This window comes from Nonomuraea sp. NPDC049480 (assembly GCF_044465905.1).
Taxonomy (GTDB): Bacteria; Actinomycetota; Actinomycetes; order Streptosporangiales; family Streptosporangiaceae; genus Nonomuraea.
Map to the genome: position 1 here is coordinate 1 of NZ_JBITMD010000034.1, position 17,976 is coordinate 17,976.

The following is a 17,976-nucleotide window of genomic DNA, read 5'->3' on the forward strand; positions in this document are numbered from 1 at the left end:
TCTCCGCCCAGTCCTCCACCTTGATCACCCTCCAGAGAGTGGAGGGGTCAACATTCAGCCGTCGCCTGGGGGTCAGTATTCACGCGTCGTCGACAACAAATGGGCCCGGGTGCTGGTGCATGTGCCCGACCACGGCTCAGAGACTCAGCAGGCGACGTACTCGATCTATCGGGGAGCGAGCGCGTCGGGGGACAAGACGGTGACGCGTACCATCAACGCCAAATCTCATTGGGAACAGCAACGCCACCGGTGGGTGTCGCTCGGCGTCTTCGACTTCAACGGCATTCCCGAGATCAGCCTCAGCAACATGACGCGGAGCGGGGAAGGCACGAAGGGCTGGTCCGGCCAGCACAACATCGCCTGGGACGCGGTGGCGATCCAACCGCTCCCGCGCAAGCCGAAGAACTTCGTGGTCGCACTCGGCGACTCGTTCTCCTCCGGCGAGGGAGCGGTCAGCGAGTACGAAGACGGCACGGACTACGACCGTGAGACGGACATGAGCGGCCACAGCGAGGAGGGCAACCAGAACGCCTGCCACCGCTCCAAGTGGGCATGGTCGCGCAAGGCGACCCTCAATGACCAGCCCGAATGGCTGATCGGGGGCCGGGAGACGAACCTGGACAACGACCTCGACTACCACATGGTCGCTTGCTCCGGTGCGCAGACCGAGAACGTGATCGCCTACGGCACCGAGAACGCATGGGGCGAGGGGTCCACCAGCCAGCGCGACACCACCACCGAGGTGCCGCAGATCGAATCGGGATTCCTCGACCAGAACACCACGCTGGTCACCCTGTCGATCGGGGGCAACGACGCAGGCTGGTCCGGAGTCGTGCTGCACTGCCTGAAAAACGGCAACTGCCCGTCCACCACGATGGAAGGGACCAGCGGCCCGCTGAGCGAGGTCTTGCCGCAGCGGATTCACGACCAGGTCATTCCGTCGGTCGAGACGGTGCTCGAACAGATTCACACCAGGGCGCCCAACGCGAAGATCATCCTCATGGGCTATCCCCGGCTCATCTCCGACAACGGCGACTGCCTGGATGTCGACGTGTGGATTCCTTTCCTGAACAAGACCCTGGGCTTCGGCCTCAGTGGCGACGAGACGGCATGGCTGAACGACATGGCCGACTACTTCGCCGAGCGGATGGACGCGCTGGCCGTCAGCCTGCGCAACCTGGGCACGCCGGTCTGGTTCGCCGATCCCCGCGACTACTACGAACGAAAGGCACTGTGCGGCGACCCGCCCGGAATCAACTTCGCCATCGTGACCTTCACCCCGGGCGAGAACCCGGACGCCGAGTTGTGCGATTACGTCGAGCGGTTTTCCTGGTTCGACGAATGCCCGCACTCGCAGTGGCGCCTGGGATTGTCCTCGCAATCGTTCCACCCGAACCTGAACGGCACCACGTTCTATGCCAACGCCCTCATGGACGTCCTGCGCCGACCCGAAATCGACCAATGATGGCCTGGCGCCAGGCGAACGAATATTCCACAACCGCACAGAAGGAGCTCTTGTATGCCGCAACGAACATCCCAACGAGTACTGGCGCTGGCCGCCGCAGCGATCGGGATGATCCTGCCGCTGGGGATTGTCGCACCGGCGCACGGTGATTCGCCTTCCACGGTGGCCGTCGACCCCCTCCCCGCCGACACGGTGCTCAAGATCGGAGCGGAGCCGAAGAGGACCCTCCGTCCTGCTGGCGCCAAACCGAAAGCGGCACTCTCACTTCCTGAGCTGAGCTGGCGGCCTCTGTACAACTGGGGCAACCGCTATGCCGTCACCGTGTCCGGATGGCCGCCCAGCAAGGCCGAGGGCGGGCGCCTGTGGATGGGGCCGTACGGCAATCCATGGTGGCACCAGGAATGGTGGTTCGGCCCGAAGCTGGGCGGCACCGCCTACCAGATGATGGTCCGCCACAGTGCGAAATGCATGGACGTCGAAGGCCCCAGCCTCGAAAACCTCGCCCCCGTTCATCAATGGGGTTGCTACCAGGGCAACAACCAGTTCTGGTACCTCCGTGACACCGGCTACTACGACAACGAGACCGGCTGGACGCTATGGGAAATCGTAAATGCCCGCAGCGGCAAGTGCCTCGACATCAAGGACGTCAATCCCGACCCGAAGGCATACCTCCAGCAATACACCTGCCTGAGCAACAAGCCGTGGAACCAATCGTTCATGGTCCCCGGCATCTGAATCGCCGCCGGACACCCATCGCTACGAAACCGGTGGCCCACTGCCAGGGAGACTCCATAGTTCCCGGGACTGAACAAGTGCCCTCATCCAGGGATTCGCGCATCTACGCCGAGCGGAACCGCGCTAGATGCCAACACACGACATGGGCGTCCTGTGACCAGAAATCGACCAATAGCGGCCTGGTCGCCAGGCGAACAGAAGGAGATCAGTACATGAAAGCAGGACGACGGTCCCGCTCGATTCTGCTCGGGCTCATACTGGCACTCGCCAGCAGTCTGATAGTGGTACTGCCGGCCGCACCCGCGTATGCCGCGTGCTATGGCGCTACTTGCAATGGCCTCGATCCGGTCGCCCAGGGCTGCTTCGGCAGGTCGATCGTTCCCAACACCGAAAAATGGGGCTCGCGCGAGGACTATGGAATGTACATGATCCATTCGAGCGGGTGCAGCTCGCGCTGGACCAGGATGAATATCACCAGCTGCCCGACCGTCCAATGCCTCGATGGGCGCATAGCCATCACGCGCCAGCGCTGGAGTCAGCAAGAAGGCTGGTATAACGCGCAGTTCTACCACAAGGCGTTCAGCTTCATGGCCAGTAACGTCCAGATCAACACGCCGATGGTGCCTGACCTTGCCGTTCAGGAACGTTACATAGCGTGCTACCGATTCGAGGGGACGGAGGGGTCGTCGTACGTCGGGTCGTGGGAGTGCGGGAGGGGGGACAATGGGGATGGCTGGGTCTATGACCCTCCCCAGTAGATTGTCAGGCGGTCCCGGCATGGCCGGGCCGGTGCATGGAACCGATATTTCATGATCTCCGGCGTTCGATGGGCTTGATATCTTCCTCCCGAGCCGCAACAGGGCCTCGTCGGCACGTGTCGGCGGGGCCCTGCCCGCTGCTGGAGAGCCCGGTGTACGCCTTTCCTGTGCCGCGTTCGGCGGCATGGTGGCGACCTTCGTTATGACAGGCTAATGACGGCGGTCCTCATGCTGGAATCGCAGCAGCGGAAAAGGAGATTTCACGTGAAACGGAAGCGCCGATCCCGCTCGATTCTACTCGGGTCCGTCCTGGCACTCACAAGCAGCCTGATGGTGGTGCTGCCCGCCGCTCCCGCTCATGCCGCATGCTATGGCGCAACCTGCAAAGGCCGGGATCCGGTGGATCAGAACTGCGCCGGGACACCGGTACCAGGCACCTCCTTATGGGACATCCCGCGAGAGAGATGGGGCATGTACATGGTCCATTCCAATGGCTGCAGCGCACGATGGACCAGACTGAACGTCGCGTCATGCTTTTCGACCGGATGCGTAAGGTGGCGTATCACGATCACCCGCCAGCGCCCGGGCAAGAACGGCGGATGGATTACCACAGATTTCTCCGACAAGCTGGTCGATACGGGCCCGCATAGTCAGTTCAACACGCCGATGGTGGCTGACAATCCTGACCCTGGCCATCCAGAACGCTTCCAATCGTGCTACCGGGACGAGCCCGACACAGGCCCAGGCCCCTGGCAGTGCAGTTCATGGGTCACCTGACCCTTCCCGGTGGACCTCGCCCATGACGTGGTGCCTGAATCATCGGCCGGCACCGCCGGCCACCCATCCTCGCCATCGAAAGGAAGAACTCTTGCGTATTACTAGCTGGATGACTCGCGCGGCGGCAGTTGCCGGCGCAAGCGCCCTGCTGTCGATCGGCTTGGCCACGACCACCGCGAACGCCGAACCAGATCCCTGCACCGGTCGCACCGGCGACAGCGGCACAGGCAGCCAATTCTCCTCCTACCCCACCACAGTATATGGAACTTGGTATAATTGCCGGCTCCGACCGAGTCAAAATCCGGATAGCGAATTCCGACGACGGTCCTTGCATAACAGTCGGTTACCGGAGCACCGGCTCATCCGTCGAAAAGAGATATCCCTATATCGTCTCTGGACCGGCGCCGCGCTTTGACGGCTGGATCCGCTGCTGACAATGGACGGTCGGCGGACGTCCCACATCAGCCACAGGTAAGGGCTCGCCCCGGCCCACATGGGGCGGGCCCTTTCGCGTTTCTCTGCCCGGGGAGACTGGCGACGTCCACCTCGCTGCTGCTCGGACTGGGTCGGTCGCGCTGCTCGTGGGCGGATCGGTGTCGCCGACACGATGGTCATCTCGGTGCTGGAACGCCGTTCGGAGATCGGTCTGCGCCGGTCGCTCGGCGCTACGAAGGCCAGGTCCGCACACAGTTCGTCGCGGAATCGCTGCTGCTGTCGCTGATCGGCGGGGCGGCCGGCGCGCTCCTGGGCTACCTGGTGACCGGAACCTACGCCACGATCCAGAAGCGGCCCACGGTCGTACCGTTGCGGGGCCTCGCCGGCGGTGTCGGCGAGACCGTGCTGATCGGTGCCATCGCGGGCTTGTACCCGGCGATCCGCGCCTCCCGGCTGGCGCCGACGGAAGCGCTGGCGGCGACCTGATCGGTATTCCTCACCGCCGTTGTCCGGGGAAGCCTGCTGAGGCCTTCCCCGCAACAGCTTTCGGCGGGCTGGTGATCGAGCAGGTCGCGGCAGAACCGGCGGGCGGCAGGCGGCGGTCAGTCGCAGCCGCAGCCATCGCAGGCACAGCCGTCCTCGCCCTGGCAGCAGGAGCAGCAGTTGGCGCAGCAGTCGCAGCCAGGGCAGTCGCAGCCGGAGCAGTCGCAGCGCTGGCAGAAGGAGCTCTCCCGGTCCTCGTCCCAGGCAGGCCGGTACAGGCCGCATGTGCAGCAGGTCAGCGCGGCGCACGCCAGCGACAGCAGCCCGCCGGGGTCCCGCTTCGGCGGCCGTTCTCCCGGCGGCGCGCCGGGGTCGCCGGGCGCGTGTCGGGGCTGGTGGCCGGTGCCGTGCGTCCCGGCGGTGGCGAAGGCCCGGGAGACGGCGCTGCCGGTCTCGCGCACCAGCAGGGCGCGCGTCAGGCCGGGGCGCGGCAGGTCCAGCCCGTCCACGGCGGCGCGCAGCTCGGCGTGCGCGGCGTCGCAGTGGCGGCGCGCCTCGTCCAGGCCGGTGCCGGTGGCGGCCAGCGGGTTGTACGCCCCGGACGCCCGGTCATCGGCCAGGTCCTCCACCGCGTCGATCAGGTGTGCCAGCCTCCCGAATCCGCGCCCGGCCGCCTCCAGTGCTTCCCGGTTGTGCGGCTTCCCCGCGAGTACCGCGGTGTGCGCGAACGCGGCGGCCACGGCGTCCTCGGTGGGTCCCGTCAACTCCCGCAAACCGGGCGCCGCGACGTTCCTCGGGGGCGCCTGGGCCGGGGAGCGTTCCAGGAGGGCCTGACGGTCGGCCGCCGCTGTCAGCGGGGTGGGGTCGAACCCCAGCGTGGCGGCCATGGCGGTGCCGGCCGAGGACCAGCGGCCCGCCAGACGGGTGGCGCCGGCGGCCACCGGGCGGCGGGCGTACACGCCATCCCCGTCTGCCACATGGTCGCGCACTTTGCCGGCCGCCAGGAGCAGCGACACCGAGGCCGCCAGCCGCACCCCCTCGGCCTGCACCACGTCGGCGCCCTTGAAGCCACGCAGCGCGCATGCGCCCGCCCGCCGGCGTGGCGCGGACGCGGGCGACTGGGCCTCGGTGAGGACGGACACGAGCAGGCCGTCGTAGTTGGTCACCAAGCGGGACAGGTGTCCGTGCTCGTCGCGGAGCGCCAGGCAGAGCCCGCACAGGTGGCCCATCCAGTCCGCGTAGAGTCCCTTGCACATGACGTGCCGACACGGGCGGACAATGCCGAACATATGTCCCCTTATATGCGTATTACCGAGCAAACCGTAGCACCGGACCGCCGGAAGACACGCCAAGTCCGTGGGACACACGCCAGGTCTCCTGAGACGGGACAGTCGTTTGGGGTGCTACTGCCATCTAGCGCGGCTCACTGCCGCATCCACTGCCAACTTCCGTGCCGTACTGCCAGCTTCAAGGCGTCCTGTCTGGAGCCACTCAACATGACAGCGGGGCCTGCGGCTGACCTGGACACTGTCATTTCGACGGGTGTCGAAACACCGCCGAGGAATGATCGAAACCTGTGGATCCGCCGGGAAGGGGTGTACCTTCCCGGATCATCCGATGTGGTTTCGAGATAAGGCCGACGCGCCAACGTCGGTCGGGAAGGCACACCCGTGCCGCTTACCGTAGTGCCCGAGCCGCCCGCTGACGACAGCAACCCCGCATCCGCCGGCTCTTCGTCGCTGATCGATCAGATCGTCCGCGGCGGCGCCCGAAAGATGCTCGCCGCCGCGCTCCAAGCCGAGGTCGAGGCCTACATCGCCGCCTTCGCCGACGAACGCGACGACAACGGCCGCCGCCTGGTCGTGCGCAACGGCTACCACGCCCCGCGCGAGATCCTCACCGCGGCCGGCGCGATCGAGGTCAAGGCCCCGCGGGTCAACGACAAGCGCATCGACGCGGCCAGCGGCGAGCGCAAGCGGTTCTCCTCGGCGATCCTGCCCGCCTGGGCGCGCAAGAGCCCGGCGATCGGCGAGGTGCTGCCGCTGTTGTACCTGCATGGCCTGTCCAGCGGGGACTTCGTGCCGGCGCTGGGGCAGTTCCTCGGCTCGAGTTCGGGCCTGTGGGTGGACGGCATCCACGTCAACATCCGGCTGGAGGAGCACAAGCTGTGCCTGCTGGTGATGATCGGCGTGTGCGCGGACGGCCGCAAGGAGCTCGTGGCGCTGTCCGTGCGACATGACTGAGCTCCTGCGTGCCTCTACGGGTTCGGCGGGCCCGCTCCAGGCGCAGGCACCATGACGATGGCGTCCCTGGTGCCCTCGACGATGGCGACGATCTCGCTCTCCTCCGCGGGCGGCACCTGATACTTCGCCAACGCCTGGTGCAGGTCATCCATGAAGGACTCCCACTCGTCCTCGGCGATGGCCAGGTGGCGGTGGGAGTCCCCCATGGTCCGCCCCGAGTACTGTTGCGGGCCGCCCGCAGCCGCGCAGACCATCTCCGTGACGAGAAACTTGAAGCCCGCCGGGGAGACACGATGGTGTGCCTCGTCCACGGCGGGATTCTTGTTCAGCCGCGGGTCGCTCATGACCCGGTCGATCAAGTCGTCGACGACCGTGGCGATGCTGTGGACGCCTCCGAGCCGGTCGTACAGCGACGGACCCTGGTCAGGCTGCATGGGCCCTCCCGTTGCGCTCGCGATGAAGTTCGTCCGCTCTGGGCTGGACGGCCACCAGACCTTTTAGTCCTGTCCGATTAGTCCTGTCCGATTTCGGCCGAGCCTAACGGGCCATGGCAACAGTTGACCGTGCCGTGTAGTTCGGGAGAACACATGACCGTAAGGAGACCTACGCATAAGATTCGGGCTCAAGGTCAAGCCCGCGTATGAACTTGACGCCCTTGTGCGCCACAGGTTCGAGGAACAGCAGATCGCTGCCGACATCTCGCGCGCCCGCTGGCGCGAACCGAGAGGGAAGGTTTTGCGTCTGCCTCCAACTAGACCGGAGGGCGAGCGCAGCACAACCAGCTCGTCGTCCAGCATCCGATGCGCGGGACAAACCGCGGCCCAGCCCAGCTTCCACCAGACCGGCCACGCTCCGCCCGAAGCCGCCAGGCACTTCTGGCATGCCCGGCTACCGAAGAACTGCACCCACTCACGGCCCTCTGCCCGGCGGACTGACTCCTTACCCCCACGCGGACACCTGCCAGATCCACGGCCGAGCCGTCGAACATCTCCAGGTGCATCCCACGCACGATCTCGGAGCTCACGCCTGTAGCAGCCCCGATCGCCTTGCATGTCTCCGGCGTCACAACGACGCCGTACGCCAGTGAACGGACCTCACTTGACGCGCGTACATCCAGCCCCAACGCCTCGGCGATCATCGACGGTGGACATCCGTTGCGTACCGCCATCCGATCAGACCAAGAGGCGAACGATTCACCCGGCTGCGGCTCAGCCACCACTGGAGCTTGTCACGTGAAGAGTGATATTCCCACCAGTGCCGGACGCCGGGGGAGGCCAACTGTCATCTTGACGTGGGGGCGGCAGCTGGCCCCTGAGCGCGATAGGTGGCCCACCTGGGCGCGCTGGCTCGGCCCTCGTTTGTCCGTCAGACAAGGGCTTGGTATAGCGGGTCCGTGCGGGAACGGGGCCCCAGTGAATGTCGCGGGAGCTTGCAGCGGCGTGATCCACCGGCTGCGACTGGCCCGACGGGGTCACAGACGATGGATCCTGCTCACCTCGGTTCGGGGATGACTCCACACAGGTAGGTGGACCCCTCCAGCAGCTCCGGTGACAGCGTGATGCCGGTGAGATGCTCGGCCAGGAGGAACGCCGGCCCGTCGCTGGGATAGAGGTGTCTGTAGTCGGCGTCGATCCGCTGCATGGTCTCCACGACCTCATCCGGTACCTCTTCCGAGTAACCTTCATCAGCGATGAAGCAGAACCGGATCTTCCCATCTTCGCTCCAGTAGAAGTACTCGACGCCTTCGACGTCGCGGAAGTGGGAGACGAGGCGGGTTCCCGCCGACAACGAAGTGATGATTTCTTCATCGGCGCCGAGCCCGCCGTTGGGCTCAACGATGAACGCCCAGTCGCCTATGGTCGTGGCGCCGAGAAACGCGGTGTCGTAGCTGTTCCTGTGGCTAGTCTCGATCAGCTTCTCAAGCGTCATGGGCGTGAAATCCTCGAGTCGGCCACCGAGCCGGACCACCAGTTGCTCGGGTGCCAGGCCGCGGACGTAGGTGAAGCAGTAGGCCTCCGCCAGCTCGGGGAAGCGCTCGTAGGAGAACCAGGCATAGTCGCCCGGGGTCGCGATCATTTCGTCATGCTCGCAGCGCCGACCGACACAATTGTGTTCCCAGGCGCCCAGGGCCGACTATCGCACCCAGCCACGCGTGAGGAGATTGCTTAGGTTCCAGGGGAAGCGCGCGGGTTCGCGGATTCCTCATCCTGTAGTCAGGGGACTCGTGCGTGGTGGGGACCTAGGTCATCTCAATCTCATGCGAGCGAGTTCGTGACAGACGGGTCGGCGGGTCGGCGGTCGGGGAACAGCGTCCGCATCGGCGGTCGGGGAACAGTGCCCGCATCGGCTGGCACGAAACTCCTGTGAAACCGAGGGCGAGCAGCGTCTCCATGTCGACGCCAAGCTCGAGCCCGATCGTCGCGAGCTGCCGTCTTTACCCTGATCAGAGCGCGAGATCATCCCACGGTCGCTGACGGCTTTGGGAGCTAGCTCCCAAAGGGAATCCTTCGACAGGCCGAAGAAATCCGGTGCACGGGAGACGAAGCTGGGGGCATGATCGCAAAAGTCTTAGGACTCGCAATGGTCGCGGCCCTGTTGCCCGGTGCACCGACCCCTCCGACTGGTCTGCACGAGTGCGCGACCGCGACCGCGCGCTGCGACGGCAGCACCGATGTCCCCCTCGATTGGGAGAACTCCTCCTCCGAACGCATTTCCGTGGCCTTCGCCTGGATTCCGGCCAAGGACGCCGACGGCACCGTGGTGGCCAACCTCGGCGGGCCAGGGCAGACTCTGCCGACCATACCGGAGATGCAGCGAGTCCTCGGACCTGTGCTCGAACGCAAGAACCTGCTGGTCATGGATCCGCGCGGGACAGGGAAGTCCTCGCCGCCGCTCTGCCCGGGAGCCGGCATCGACAAGCCCGAGACCATCGCCACCTGCGCCAAGAGTGTGGGTTCGCGGGGCGCGTACTTCACCGCAGACCAGGCCTCGCACGATCTTGACGTGATTCGGAGGGCGCTTGGTTTGGGCAAGGTCAGTTTCTACGGCAACTCCTACGGCACCCTGTACGCCCAGGCGTACGCCGCTCGGTATCCAGGTAGCCTCGACGCGATCTTTCTGGACAGCTCTGTGATCGTGGACCGCGACGGATACGCGACGTGGAAGAACTACTGGTCCAGGCTCCGCCAACTCGATCTTGTCTGCGAACGGTCGACGGAATGCGACGCGCTGCCAAGCAGCGCCTCCGGCACCTGGACGCGGCTGGTGGACCGGCTGCGGGAGCGGCCCGACCCAGAGGTCTCGGTGTTCCAGACCCTGTCGCTGAGCGGGGTGTCCGAGCCCGTGTTCGGCCGGGAGTCCACTGCGGCCGCGGACGCCTACCTGCGCGGCGACCCGGCTCCGCTGCACCGCCTGGCCCGGCTGATTCCCAAGACCCTTCCGCCGGACAACGACCCGCATATCGCCGGGTATCTGGGCTATCGCTGCGGCGACGGCACCTTCCCATTCGACCGGCTGGCCTCGGCGACCGAACGTCAGGCTCAGGCCGAGCGCTACTACGAGCGGGTACGCCCGCTGACGCCCTATCAGATCACCGACATGTTCCCCGGGATCGGCACCGTGGAGCCGTGCATCAACTGGCCAACTCCGCGCCACAGCCCTCCGAGCCCACCTGCACAGGCGCCGCCCACAGTGCCCGTCCTGGCGATGGCGGGGGAACTCGACATGAACAGCCCCGCCGAAGTAGCTCGATCGCTGCGGGCCTTCCCGAACGCGACCGTAGTGCGAGTCCCGTTCGGGCCGCATGCACTGACCTCTCCCACCTCGCCGATGGGTGATTGCGTGCGCGGCATGCTGCGCACCTTCCTGACCACCAAGCAGGTGACCGACCGAAAGTGCAGCGGCGAGAACTATCGCGCCCTCGGGGCCTTCCCCCAGACCATCGGGGACGTGCCGCCGCATCCGGCCCGCAAGCTCAGCACCGCCCAGCGGCGGGTGCTCGCGGCCACCTTCGCCACCGCCGCGGACGCCACCGCCCGCCGCAACCCCAACGGCAACTTCTATAAAAGACTGCAGAACGAGCCGGGGCTGCGCGGCGGCCAGGTCACCTTCGGCCAGGACATCACACTCGACGCGGTGCGGTTCGTGCGCGACCTGCGCGTCAGCGGCCCGATCAAGCTCACCCCGGACGGCCGCGCCGCCGCAACCCTCACGGCCGAAACCGGCGGCCGCACCCACGAGGTAACGCTGACCTGGACGCCGTTCTCCACCCGCCCGTCCTTGTCGGGCACCTTCGACGGCATCCCCTTCGACTAGCTTCCCTGCCATGGCTCTGCCGGCTTCAGCGCGAGGGCGGTACTGCCGCACGTTCGGGATGGGCAGCGTGGACGTAGCGCATCGCCGTACCGGCCGAAACGCCGAAGACGCGGATTGCGGGTGTAGTGGAGGCGCCGCCATGTTGGAGTCGAGGCAGAGTGCTGCTGAAGCGACGTTGCCAGATCCGCTGAACGTCATGGGAGGCGGACGCCGACGAGGACCGCACGGCCGGCCTGGCCAACACCATGATCGAAGAACTCACGACCTGGAGACGGCTCTGCCGGTGATCGGGATCGGCTGCGTTCTGCCTCGCCTCCCACATTTCAGCGCCTGACCAGCGGGGCCATCTATCGTCCCCATGGGCCAACTAACGCCCCCGATGTCACATCTTGAGCTCCCACTATCAGGTCACCTATCAAGTACCACGCCGAACTATCAAGTTGAGCGGCGCCAGACAGCCTGTCTGGTGACGCCGAACCTGACAGCGGCGCGTATCGCTGACCAGGGCACTGTCATTTAGGGCGATGTCTAATCAGCTTGGCCGAACGCCATTCAAAGTGACAGTGCCAATCCGATCGCGGTTCGGGAGAGGTCTGGATGGTTGCGGGATGCGGCATCGCCGCGCTCATCTCGCTGATCTGGGGCAGGTGGCGGTCGACGACAGGGGGCGTCGGCGTGGATCTATTGGGCGCCGCCTCGCTCTCCTGCTGCAGCAGTCCCCGATGATGGAGACCGCCCCCACACCCCGCCCGGGATGAACCGGGAGAACAGCGCGATGTAGTGGCTCGGCAAGGTGGTGACGAGCCTCTGCTTGAACCGGCCGGAACCTGCCCGGGCGCGCCGCGAGAGCTAGGTGGCCCCCTGGATGAACCGGGTGCTCGCGTGGTCCCGGGCGGGCGAGCCGTGGGCCCCGACGACGCCCCCGGGGCATCGGGCCCGGCGGCCCATGGCGGGTCGCCGGGCCGGTAACCGGTGGTCAGCTCGGGATTGCGCTGCCCTCGCAACCTTTGGCGATCTGGCCCGTCTCGAAGTACCGCACCACGTCGGCGGCGCACTTGGGCACCCGGGTGGTCGACACGTGCACGTCGTCGGCGACCGTGTAGACGGTGCCGCCGATGGCGCGCCGTGTCTGCAGCGTCCAGTCGTAGACGGACATGAACTCGTGCAGGTGCCCCGCCAGCACCAGTGACCCGCTGCTCCGCTTCAACGTGGCCTGCTGCACCGGCAGCGGCCAGCCGGGACACATGACAGGCAGTCCCCAGGACCGGCCGGTCGCCGGATGGCGCTTCACGAGCTGCTCGTAGTCACGCCATGCGGTGTCGAAACCGGCCCGGCTGCTGTCCTCGTTGCACGCGACGGCCAAGTTCATGGTCCTGTTCAGTGTTTCGGGCGCGCCGGGCACGGGCGTTCCCATCATGGGTGCGCCGAGCAGTTCTTTGACGGCGGGCGGGGCGGTGGTGCCCGTCGCCGTCCGCAGTTCGGCCAGCGCCTTGCCCGCGCGCACCCACTCGGTCGAGTTGCGCCTGGCCAGCTCGGCGACGGCCGAGCCGTCGATGGACCGCTGCAGGTCGGTGTAGGTCTTGGGGCTCTTGTCGTACGCGCGGACCAGCTTCGCCACCTCCTCGCGCACCTTCCGTGCGGTGGCACCGAGACCGTAGGTCCCGTCGCGGCGGGCCAGCCAGGCGGCCATGCGCCCGAAGTTGCGCTCGGCCGCCTCCGCGCTGTCCTTGGCGTGCTCGTCGATACGGGTCCACGGCGGCGCCACGCTGTCCAAGAAGGCCCGTCCGGTGTGCCCGGGGAACAGGCTGCGGTACACCATGCCCAGATAGGTGCCCCAGGAGAAGCCGAGCAGGTTGAGTTTGCTCTCACCCAGCGCGGTCCGTACCAGGTCCAGATCTTTGGCCACGTTCTCGGTGGTGAGCTGTCCGAGGAAGGCGGGGTCAGAGCGTCCGCACTTCTGGTTGGCGGCGACCTGGGCGTCGTATATCTTCCTGGCTGCCTCCTTGGTCAGCGTGCCGGGCTCCTGCGGGCCTACTGGCGAGAAGGTGCAGGCGACCTTGGTGCTGTTCCCGACCCCGCGCGGGTCGAAGCCGATGATGTCGTATCGCTCGTTGAGCCCCGCCATCTCCTCGTTCCTGAGCGCCGCCCGCAAAATCGGGTCCAGGTATCCGCTGTTGCCCGGCCCGCCCGGCAGGACCGCAACGGCGCCGAGCCGGTGGGCCTCGTCCGTGGCGGCCAGCCGGGTCACCGCGATGTCGATCTTCCGCCCGCTGGGGTCACGATGGTTCAGCGGGACGCTGACCGTGCCGCACTCCAGGCGCTTCATCAAGGAGCGGAACGCCGCAACCTTGTCCTCCGCCACGCGCAGGCTGCGGATCACCTCATCGGAGTAGGCCGGGCAGGATTTCCACTGCACGGAAGACACGCCGGAGCTCGAGCTGGGGTTCGCGGTGGCGCTCGCTCTCGCGGCGACGGTAGCGGTGGCGCCCGCCGCGGAAGGATGCGCCGCCAACCCCGCCAGCGCCAGGGCCAGTGCCGTCAGTGAAGTTCGGTACGTCATGCGGATCAGTAGTAGAGCAGCGGTTGTTTCCTTACCGTTTCTATGAGGATGGTGGCCCGCCCTACGCAGCTCTCAAGATCCACGCCAAACTGTCAGGTTCGATGGGTCCAGACAACAGCTGTCTGGACGCAGCGAAGATGACAGTGGAGCCTGCTCCTGACCTGGGCGCTGTCACTTCGATAGGTGTCGAAATATCGGCGCTCGCGTCATCGAAGTTGGCAGTACCCGGTGGAAGATCGCGTTTCCTTGAGGGAGGGCTATGACTCCGCGCGGAGGCTTCAGGGAGTCGGACGCCGAGCGCTTGACCGGGGGATTCTCGAAGCTCGCGTTCTTGGTCCATCCTGCGGAAGAGTCCGCATCGTACATCGCAAAGACTAACTGGCGATCTTGCGATAGGTGCGCCAGGGTGTAACTATTGCGCCGATCGCCAGGTCGCACACCCGCTGGCCTGGTGAGTCGTCGCCGGTTTCGTCAGCGGACGTTACGCAGGCGCAGGAGATGCCCGGTGATGTGGTCACGGGCCGCGGTGACAGCGCGAACTGCGTGATCGTCGATGCCTTGTGGCGGGCGGGTGCCCTTGAAGAGCAGGGTGGCGTAGCCGTGCGTGGTGGACAGGTGCACGTAGACGAAATCGGCGGTGTCGGCCCAGGAGGTGTCGGCGGGCAGCACGTCCGCGGCCAGGCGCATGAGGGCGGCCGTGAGGTGGCGGCTCTGCTCCTGGACGGTCGGGCGGTGGGGCTCGGCGAAGTCACAGGAGTAGACGAGGTCGAGGCCGGCGCGGTGCTCCAGAACGAAGCGGGTGTAGGCGCCCGCGGTGGCAGCGAGCCGGTCCACGGGATCGGGTCCCGCTCGCTCGGCCGCCTCGACGAGAACGTTGGTGATGTCGCTGATGATGGCGGCCGCGCAGGCGGCGAGCAGTGCCTCCCGATCGGGGAAGTGACGGTACGGCGCGGCCGATGACACGCCGATGCGGGTGGCGACCTTCGCCACGGAGAAACCGGTGACGCCCGATTCGGCCAGGAGCGCGAGACCCTCGCGGATCAGCTCGGAACGCAGGTCGCCGTGGTGGTAGCCGCGTTTCGGCGGCGTGGGTCTGCTCACGGCGAACGATTCTCCCTCCCTTCCCAATGTTAGAGTACTCTTACTTAATGTTAGAGTACTCTTACATCTGCGGGAATGAGAACGCCTCATGGAGCAACGGACCCTCGGACGGCAGGGGCTAGCGGCGTCGGCGCTGGGATACGGCGCGATGGGCATCTCCCTGGCCTATGGGTCGTCGGATGAGAACGAGGGGATCGCGACGATCAGCCGGGCCCACGAGCTGGGCGTGACGTTCTTCGACACGGCCGAGCTGTACGGGCAGGGCGAGAACGAGCGGATCGTCGGCGCCGCGCTCGCCCCGATACGCGACGAGGTCGTCATCGCGACCAAGTTCGGCTTCGACTTCACCGGCACCAGAGAGGGCGGTGTCGACAGCCGTCCCGAGCACATCCGCGAGGTCGTCGACAACAGCCTGCGTTACCTCGGCGTCGACGTCATCGACGTGCTCTACCAGCACCGCGTCGACCCCAACGTGCCGATCGAGGACGTGGCCGGGACGGTCAAGGAGTTCATCGACGCCGGCAAGGTCCGCTACTTCGGGCTGAGTGAGGCGGGGGCGAACACCATCCGTCGCGCGCACGCCGTACAGCCCGTCTCGGTCCTGCAAACCGAATACTCCCTGTTCGAGCGGGACGCCGAGGTCCTCTTCCCCGTCCTGCGCGAGCTAGGGATCGGGTTCGTCGCCTACTCGCCGCTCGGCCGGGGTTTCCTCACCGGGCAGGCCAAGCCCGGCGCCGAGTACGATCCCACCGACATGCGCACCTGGGACGCCCGCTTCCAGCCCGGCAACTACGAGAAGAATCTGGAGGCCACCCATCGGCTCGCCGACCTGGCCGCGACCAAGGACGCCACCGTCGCCCAGCTCGCCCTGGCCTGGCTCCTGGCCCAGGGCGACGACATCGTCCCCATCCCCGGCACCCGCAGCATCCAGCGGCTGGAGGAGAACGTGGCCGCCGCCGACCTCACCCTCGACGACACCGACCTGAAGCGCATCGCCGAGATCCTCCCGACCGGCGGCTTCGGCGCCCGCTACCCCGAGGGCATGCTCCCCACTTGGGACTGACCCCGTTGACCGGGCACGGCCTTTTTCTCCTATTCGGGTACGGCTCGGACACCAGCCGACAGATAGACGCGATGCCGGGGGCGGGTCCCGCAGGGCAGCGGATGCCGGGCGACGCGCAAGACCGGATCAGGTGCGGCCAGGCACTGGGGGCAGAAGGCCGCGGCATCAAGGGTTAGGGACGCCGCCCCGCCCAGGGCGACCCTTTGCACGGGGCCGCCCGATACCACCACAGCACCACCACACAACGGGCCGCGACAGCGTCAGTCCTGGGCTCCGGCGTTGATGCTGCCGACGGTCAGGTCGGTCAGCGCCGCGATGGCCTCGGCGACGGTGGCCCGTCCCCGGTTCAGTTCCGCGGCGATCGCCTCGGCCGCGCCCAGCGCGCCGACGCAGCGCAGCCGGAGGGCTTCGTGCGTGAGCCCGGAGTACGGTCGCAGGGCGGTGGCCATCAGGTCCGTGTAGCCGTCGAGCAGCTCGCGCTCGATCGCCTCCATCTCCTGGTTCCCCTTGAGCGCGGCCGAGATGGCGGTCCACTCCGGCATGTCGTTGGCGCAGGCGAAGTAGGCGGCGCTCAGGACGCGGGCGATCTCGCGGGGGACGGCCGGGGCGTCACGCAGGGCCTCCTCCGAGGCGGCCCGGTGCCGCTCGTCGAGCCGCCGGTAGAGCGCGATCAGCAGGCCGGGGCGGGTGCCGAAGTGGTCGTAGACGATCGGCCTGCTCACTCCGGCGGCCTCCGCCAGGCTGAGCAGCGTGAGGCTGTCGGTGCCGTGGGCGCGCACGATCGCCATGGCGGTGTCGAGCAGTTGCTCCCGCCTGGCCGGCTTGGACAGGCGAGTCGATCCCGTGGTCATCGTCCTCCCTTGCGTTGCCTCCCAGCATAAGCTACAAAATGTAAGTTACAGAATGTAGGTTAGTGAGAGGACATCACCGTGGAGCACTCCGTACTGATCATGGGCGGATCCGGCCAGGCGGGCGCGGGGACCGCAGCCCTCCTGCGCCGGTGGTACCCGGAGCTGCCGCTGACGATCGCGGGCCGCGATCTCGGCCGCGCCCGGCGGGTCGCCGACGAGCTCGGCGGCGCGACAGCCGTGACCATCGATCTGCGGCGAGCCGACCTCGGCCTCCAGCGGACCGACGGCTACTCGGCGGTCGTGGCGACGGTGTGGGACAGCCACCTGAACGGACTGCGTTACGCACAGGACCGCGGCCTGCCGTACGTCAGCATCTCCAGCGGCCTGGTCGACATCGGCCCCGAGGTCGTCGCCGCCGGCCTGCGAGCCGGCGCGGCGCCGATCCTGCTGGCCAGCCACTGGTACGCGGGGCTCGTCGTCCTCGCGGTGCTCGGCCTCGCCAGGGAGTTCGACCGGCTCGACACCATCGAGGTCAGCGGCGTGCTGGACGAACAGGACAGCGGCGGGCCCGCGGCCACGGCGGACATGGCACGCCTGCTGGCCGCCACCTCGGCGGGGCACGTCCGCCGCGACGGCGTCTTCGACTGGGTCAGCGGCCCCGACGCGCAGGTGGAGGTCACCAGCGTCGACGGCGCCGTGCTGCCCGGCCAGATCGTCCCCATCCTCGACGTGCCGAGCCTGGCCGTCGCGACGGGCGCGCCCAACGTCCGCTTCGCGTTCGCGATCGGTGAATCGGCGGGCAGGCGGCGCGGCGGGCCCGCGTCCACGGAGGTCAAGATCGACCTCGAAGGCGTGGACCGCGCGGGCGCACCACTCAGGAGGAGCCGCTACCTCCTCCACCCGGAGGGGCAACGCCCCCTGACGGCGCTCGGCGTCGCCCTCGGCGTCGAGCGACTGCTCGGCCTGCGCGGCGACCCCGTGCCGCCCGGCCTCCACACCCCCGAGGCGCTGATCGACCCCGGCTACGCGGCCGAGCGGATGGCGGAGATCGGCGCCACCTTCACCGGCGCGCACGACGATTACTGACTCCGCCGACCGAGAATCGCGGGCGGCGCACCCGTGAGACGACCTGGTTCATGATCGCTCTGTCAGGCACGGGCCGCCCCGCCGGGCTCGCCCGGGCGTCTCGAC

At 67.2% G+C, this 17,976-nt stretch carries 14 protein-coding genes and 1 pseudogene; 8 read left to right on the forward strand and 7 right to left on the reverse strand.

The window, feature by feature from the left end:
- The first annotated feature begins 109 nt into the window (after window positions 1-109).
- The 4 genes from ACIBX3_RS53055 (at window position 110) to ACIBX3_RS53070 (ending at window position 4,656) form a co-directional block, all read left to right on the forward strand.
- Window positions 110-1,465 carry an SGNH/GDSL hydrolase family protein gene (locus ACIBX3_RS53055; RefSeq protein WP_397128412.1) on the forward strand — a complete coding sequence of 452 codons (1,356 nt, stop codon included), beginning with the start codon at window positions 110-112 and terminating at the stop codon, window positions 1,463-1,465.
- A gap of 54 nt (window positions 1,466-1,519) precedes the next feature.
- Window positions 1,520-2,200 (forward strand): RICIN domain-containing protein, encoded by a 681-nt coding sequence (locus tag ACIBX3_RS53060; RefSeq protein WP_397128413.1) that lies wholly within the window; start codon window positions 1,520-1,522, stop codon window positions 2,198-2,200.
- 212 nt (window positions 2,201-2,412) lie between these two features.
- Window positions 2,413-2,958: a hypothetical protein gene (locus ACIBX3_RS53065; RefSeq protein WP_397128414.1), complete on the forward strand. Its 546-nt coding sequence runs from the start codon at window positions 2,413-2,415 to the stop codon at window positions 2,956-2,958.
- Between the two features lie 1,188 nt (window positions 2,959-4,146).
- Window positions 4,147-4,656 carry an ABC transporter permease gene (locus ACIBX3_RS53070; protein ID WP_397128415.1) on the forward strand — a complete coding sequence of 170 codons (510 nt, stop codon included), beginning with the start codon at window positions 4,147-4,149 and terminating at the stop codon, window positions 4,654-4,656.
- Between the two features lie 116 nt (window positions 4,657-4,772).
- Here ACIBX3_RS53070 and ACIBX3_RS53075 read toward each other — a convergent pair whose 3' ends face one another.
- Window positions 4,773-5,942 (reverse strand): DUF5685 family protein, encoded by a 1,170-nt coding sequence (locus tag ACIBX3_RS53075; protein WP_397128417.1) that lies wholly within the window; start codon window positions 5,940-5,942, stop codon window positions 4,773-4,775.
- A gap of 381 nt (window positions 5,943-6,323) precedes the next feature.
- Between ACIBX3_RS53075 and ACIBX3_RS53080 the strand changes: the two are divergent.
- Window positions 6,324-6,881: pseudogene (locus tag ACIBX3_RS53080) on the forward strand (transposase); the annotation flags it as partial.
- A gap of 29 nt (window positions 6,882-6,910) precedes the next feature.
- Here the strand turns inward: ACIBX3_RS53080 and ACIBX3_RS53085 are convergent.
- From ACIBX3_RS53085 to ACIBX3_RS53095, 3 genes are all read right to left on the reverse strand, one after another.
- Entirely contained in the window at window positions 6,911-7,330 is a 420-nt protein-coding gene (locus ACIBX3_RS53085) for a group 1 truncated hemoglobin (RefSeq protein WP_397128418.1), read from the reverse strand.
- A 317-nt stretch (window positions 7,331-7,647) separates the two neighbouring features.
- A complete protein-coding gene (locus tag ACIBX3_RS53090) occupies window positions 7,648-8,115 on the reverse strand; it encodes a TniQ family protein (RefSeq protein ID WP_397128419.1) in 468 nt (155 codons plus the stop codon).
- A 272-nt stretch (window positions 8,116-8,387) separates the two neighbouring features.
- Window positions 8,388-8,972 (reverse strand): DUF6461 domain-containing protein, encoded by a 585-nt coding sequence (locus tag ACIBX3_RS53095; protein ID WP_397128420.1) that lies wholly within the window; start codon window positions 8,970-8,972, stop codon window positions 8,388-8,390.
- 504 nt (window positions 8,973-9,476) lie between these two features.
- Here ACIBX3_RS53095 and ACIBX3_RS53100 point away from each other — a divergent pair.
- A complete protein-coding gene (locus ACIBX3_RS53100) occupies window positions 9,477-11,210 on the forward strand; it encodes an alpha/beta fold hydrolase (protein WP_397128421.1) in 1,734 nt (577 codons plus the stop codon).
- Between the two features lie 976 nt (window positions 11,211-12,186).
- On the opposite strand, the gene ACIBX3_RS53105 is transcribed toward ACIBX3_RS53100, so the two are convergent.
- Together ACIBX3_RS53105 and ACIBX3_RS53110 are read right to left on the reverse strand one after the other, a co-directional pair.
- The gene (locus ACIBX3_RS53105; protein ID WP_397128422.1) at window positions 12,187-13,770 is read right to left on the reverse strand and encodes an alpha/beta fold hydrolase; all 1,584 of its coding nucleotides are present in this window, start codon (window positions 13,768-13,770) and stop codon (window positions 12,187-12,189) included.
- Between the two features lie 471 nt (window positions 13,771-14,241).
- Window positions 14,242-14,871 carry a TetR/AcrR family transcriptional regulator gene (locus tag ACIBX3_RS53110; protein ID WP_397128423.1) on the reverse strand — a complete coding sequence of 210 codons (630 nt, stop codon included), beginning with the start codon at window positions 14,869-14,871 and terminating at the stop codon, window positions 14,242-14,244.
- Between the two features lie 88 nt (window positions 14,872-14,959).
- On the opposite strand from ACIBX3_RS53110, the gene ACIBX3_RS53115 reads away from it, so the two are divergent.
- The gene (locus ACIBX3_RS53115) at window positions 14,960-15,934 is read left to right on the forward strand and encodes an aldo/keto reductase (protein WP_397128424.1); all 975 of its coding nucleotides are present in this window, start codon (window positions 14,960-14,962) and stop codon (window positions 15,932-15,934) included.
- Between the two features lie 260 nt (window positions 15,935-16,194).
- On the opposite strand, the gene ACIBX3_RS53120 is transcribed toward ACIBX3_RS53115, so the two are convergent.
- Window positions 16,195-16,785: a TetR/AcrR family transcriptional regulator gene (locus ACIBX3_RS53120; RefSeq protein ID WP_397128425.1), complete on the reverse strand. Its 591-nt coding sequence runs from the start codon at window positions 16,783-16,785 to the stop codon at window positions 16,195-16,197.
- A gap of 78 nt (window positions 16,786-16,863) precedes the next feature.
- Here ACIBX3_RS53120 and ACIBX3_RS53125 point away from each other — a divergent pair, with 78 nt between their 5' ends.
- Window positions 16,864-17,871 (forward strand): hypothetical protein, encoded by a 1,008-nt coding sequence (locus tag ACIBX3_RS53125; protein ID WP_397128426.1) that lies wholly within the window; start codon window positions 16,864-16,866, stop codon window positions 17,869-17,871.
- The last annotated feature ends 105 nt before the right edge of the window (window positions 17,872-17,976 follow it).

Coding starts and splice junctions, on each gene's coding strand:
- ACIBX3_RS53105 (WP_397128422.1), bottom strand. CDS start 13,770: ATGACGTACCGAACTTCACTGACGGCACTGGCCCTGGCGCTGGCGGGG.
- ACIBX3_RS53065 (WP_397128414.1), top strand. CDS start 2,413: ATGAAAGCAGGACGACGGTCCCGCTCGATTCTGCTCGGGCTCATACTG.
- ACIBX3_RS53100 (WP_397128421.1), top strand. CDS start 9,477: ATGGTCGCGGCCCTGTTGCCCGGTGCACCGACCCCTCCGACTGGTCTG.
- ACIBX3_RS53095 (WP_397128420.1), bottom strand. CDS start 8,972: ATGATCGCGACCCCGGGCGACTATGCCTGGTTCTCCTACGAGCGCTTC.
- ACIBX3_RS53120 (WP_397128425.1), bottom strand. CDS start 16,785: ATGACCACGGGATCGACTCGCCTGTCCAAGCCGGCCAGGCGGGAGCAA.
- ACIBX3_RS53085 (WP_397128418.1), bottom strand. CDS start 7,330: ATGCAGCCTGACCAGGGTCCGTCGCTGTACGACCGGCTCGGAGGCGTC.
- ACIBX3_RS53060 (WP_397128413.1), top strand. CDS start 1,520: ATGCCGCAACGAACATCCCAACGAGTACTGGCGCTGGCCGCCGCAGCG.
- ACIBX3_RS53075 (WP_397128417.1), bottom strand. CDS start 5,942: ATGTTCGGCATTGTCCGCCCGTGTCGGCACGTCATGTGCAAGGGACTC.
- ACIBX3_RS53115 (WP_397128424.1), top strand. CDS start 14,960: ATGGAGCAACGGACCCTCGGACGGCAGGGGCTAGCGGCGTCGGCGCTG.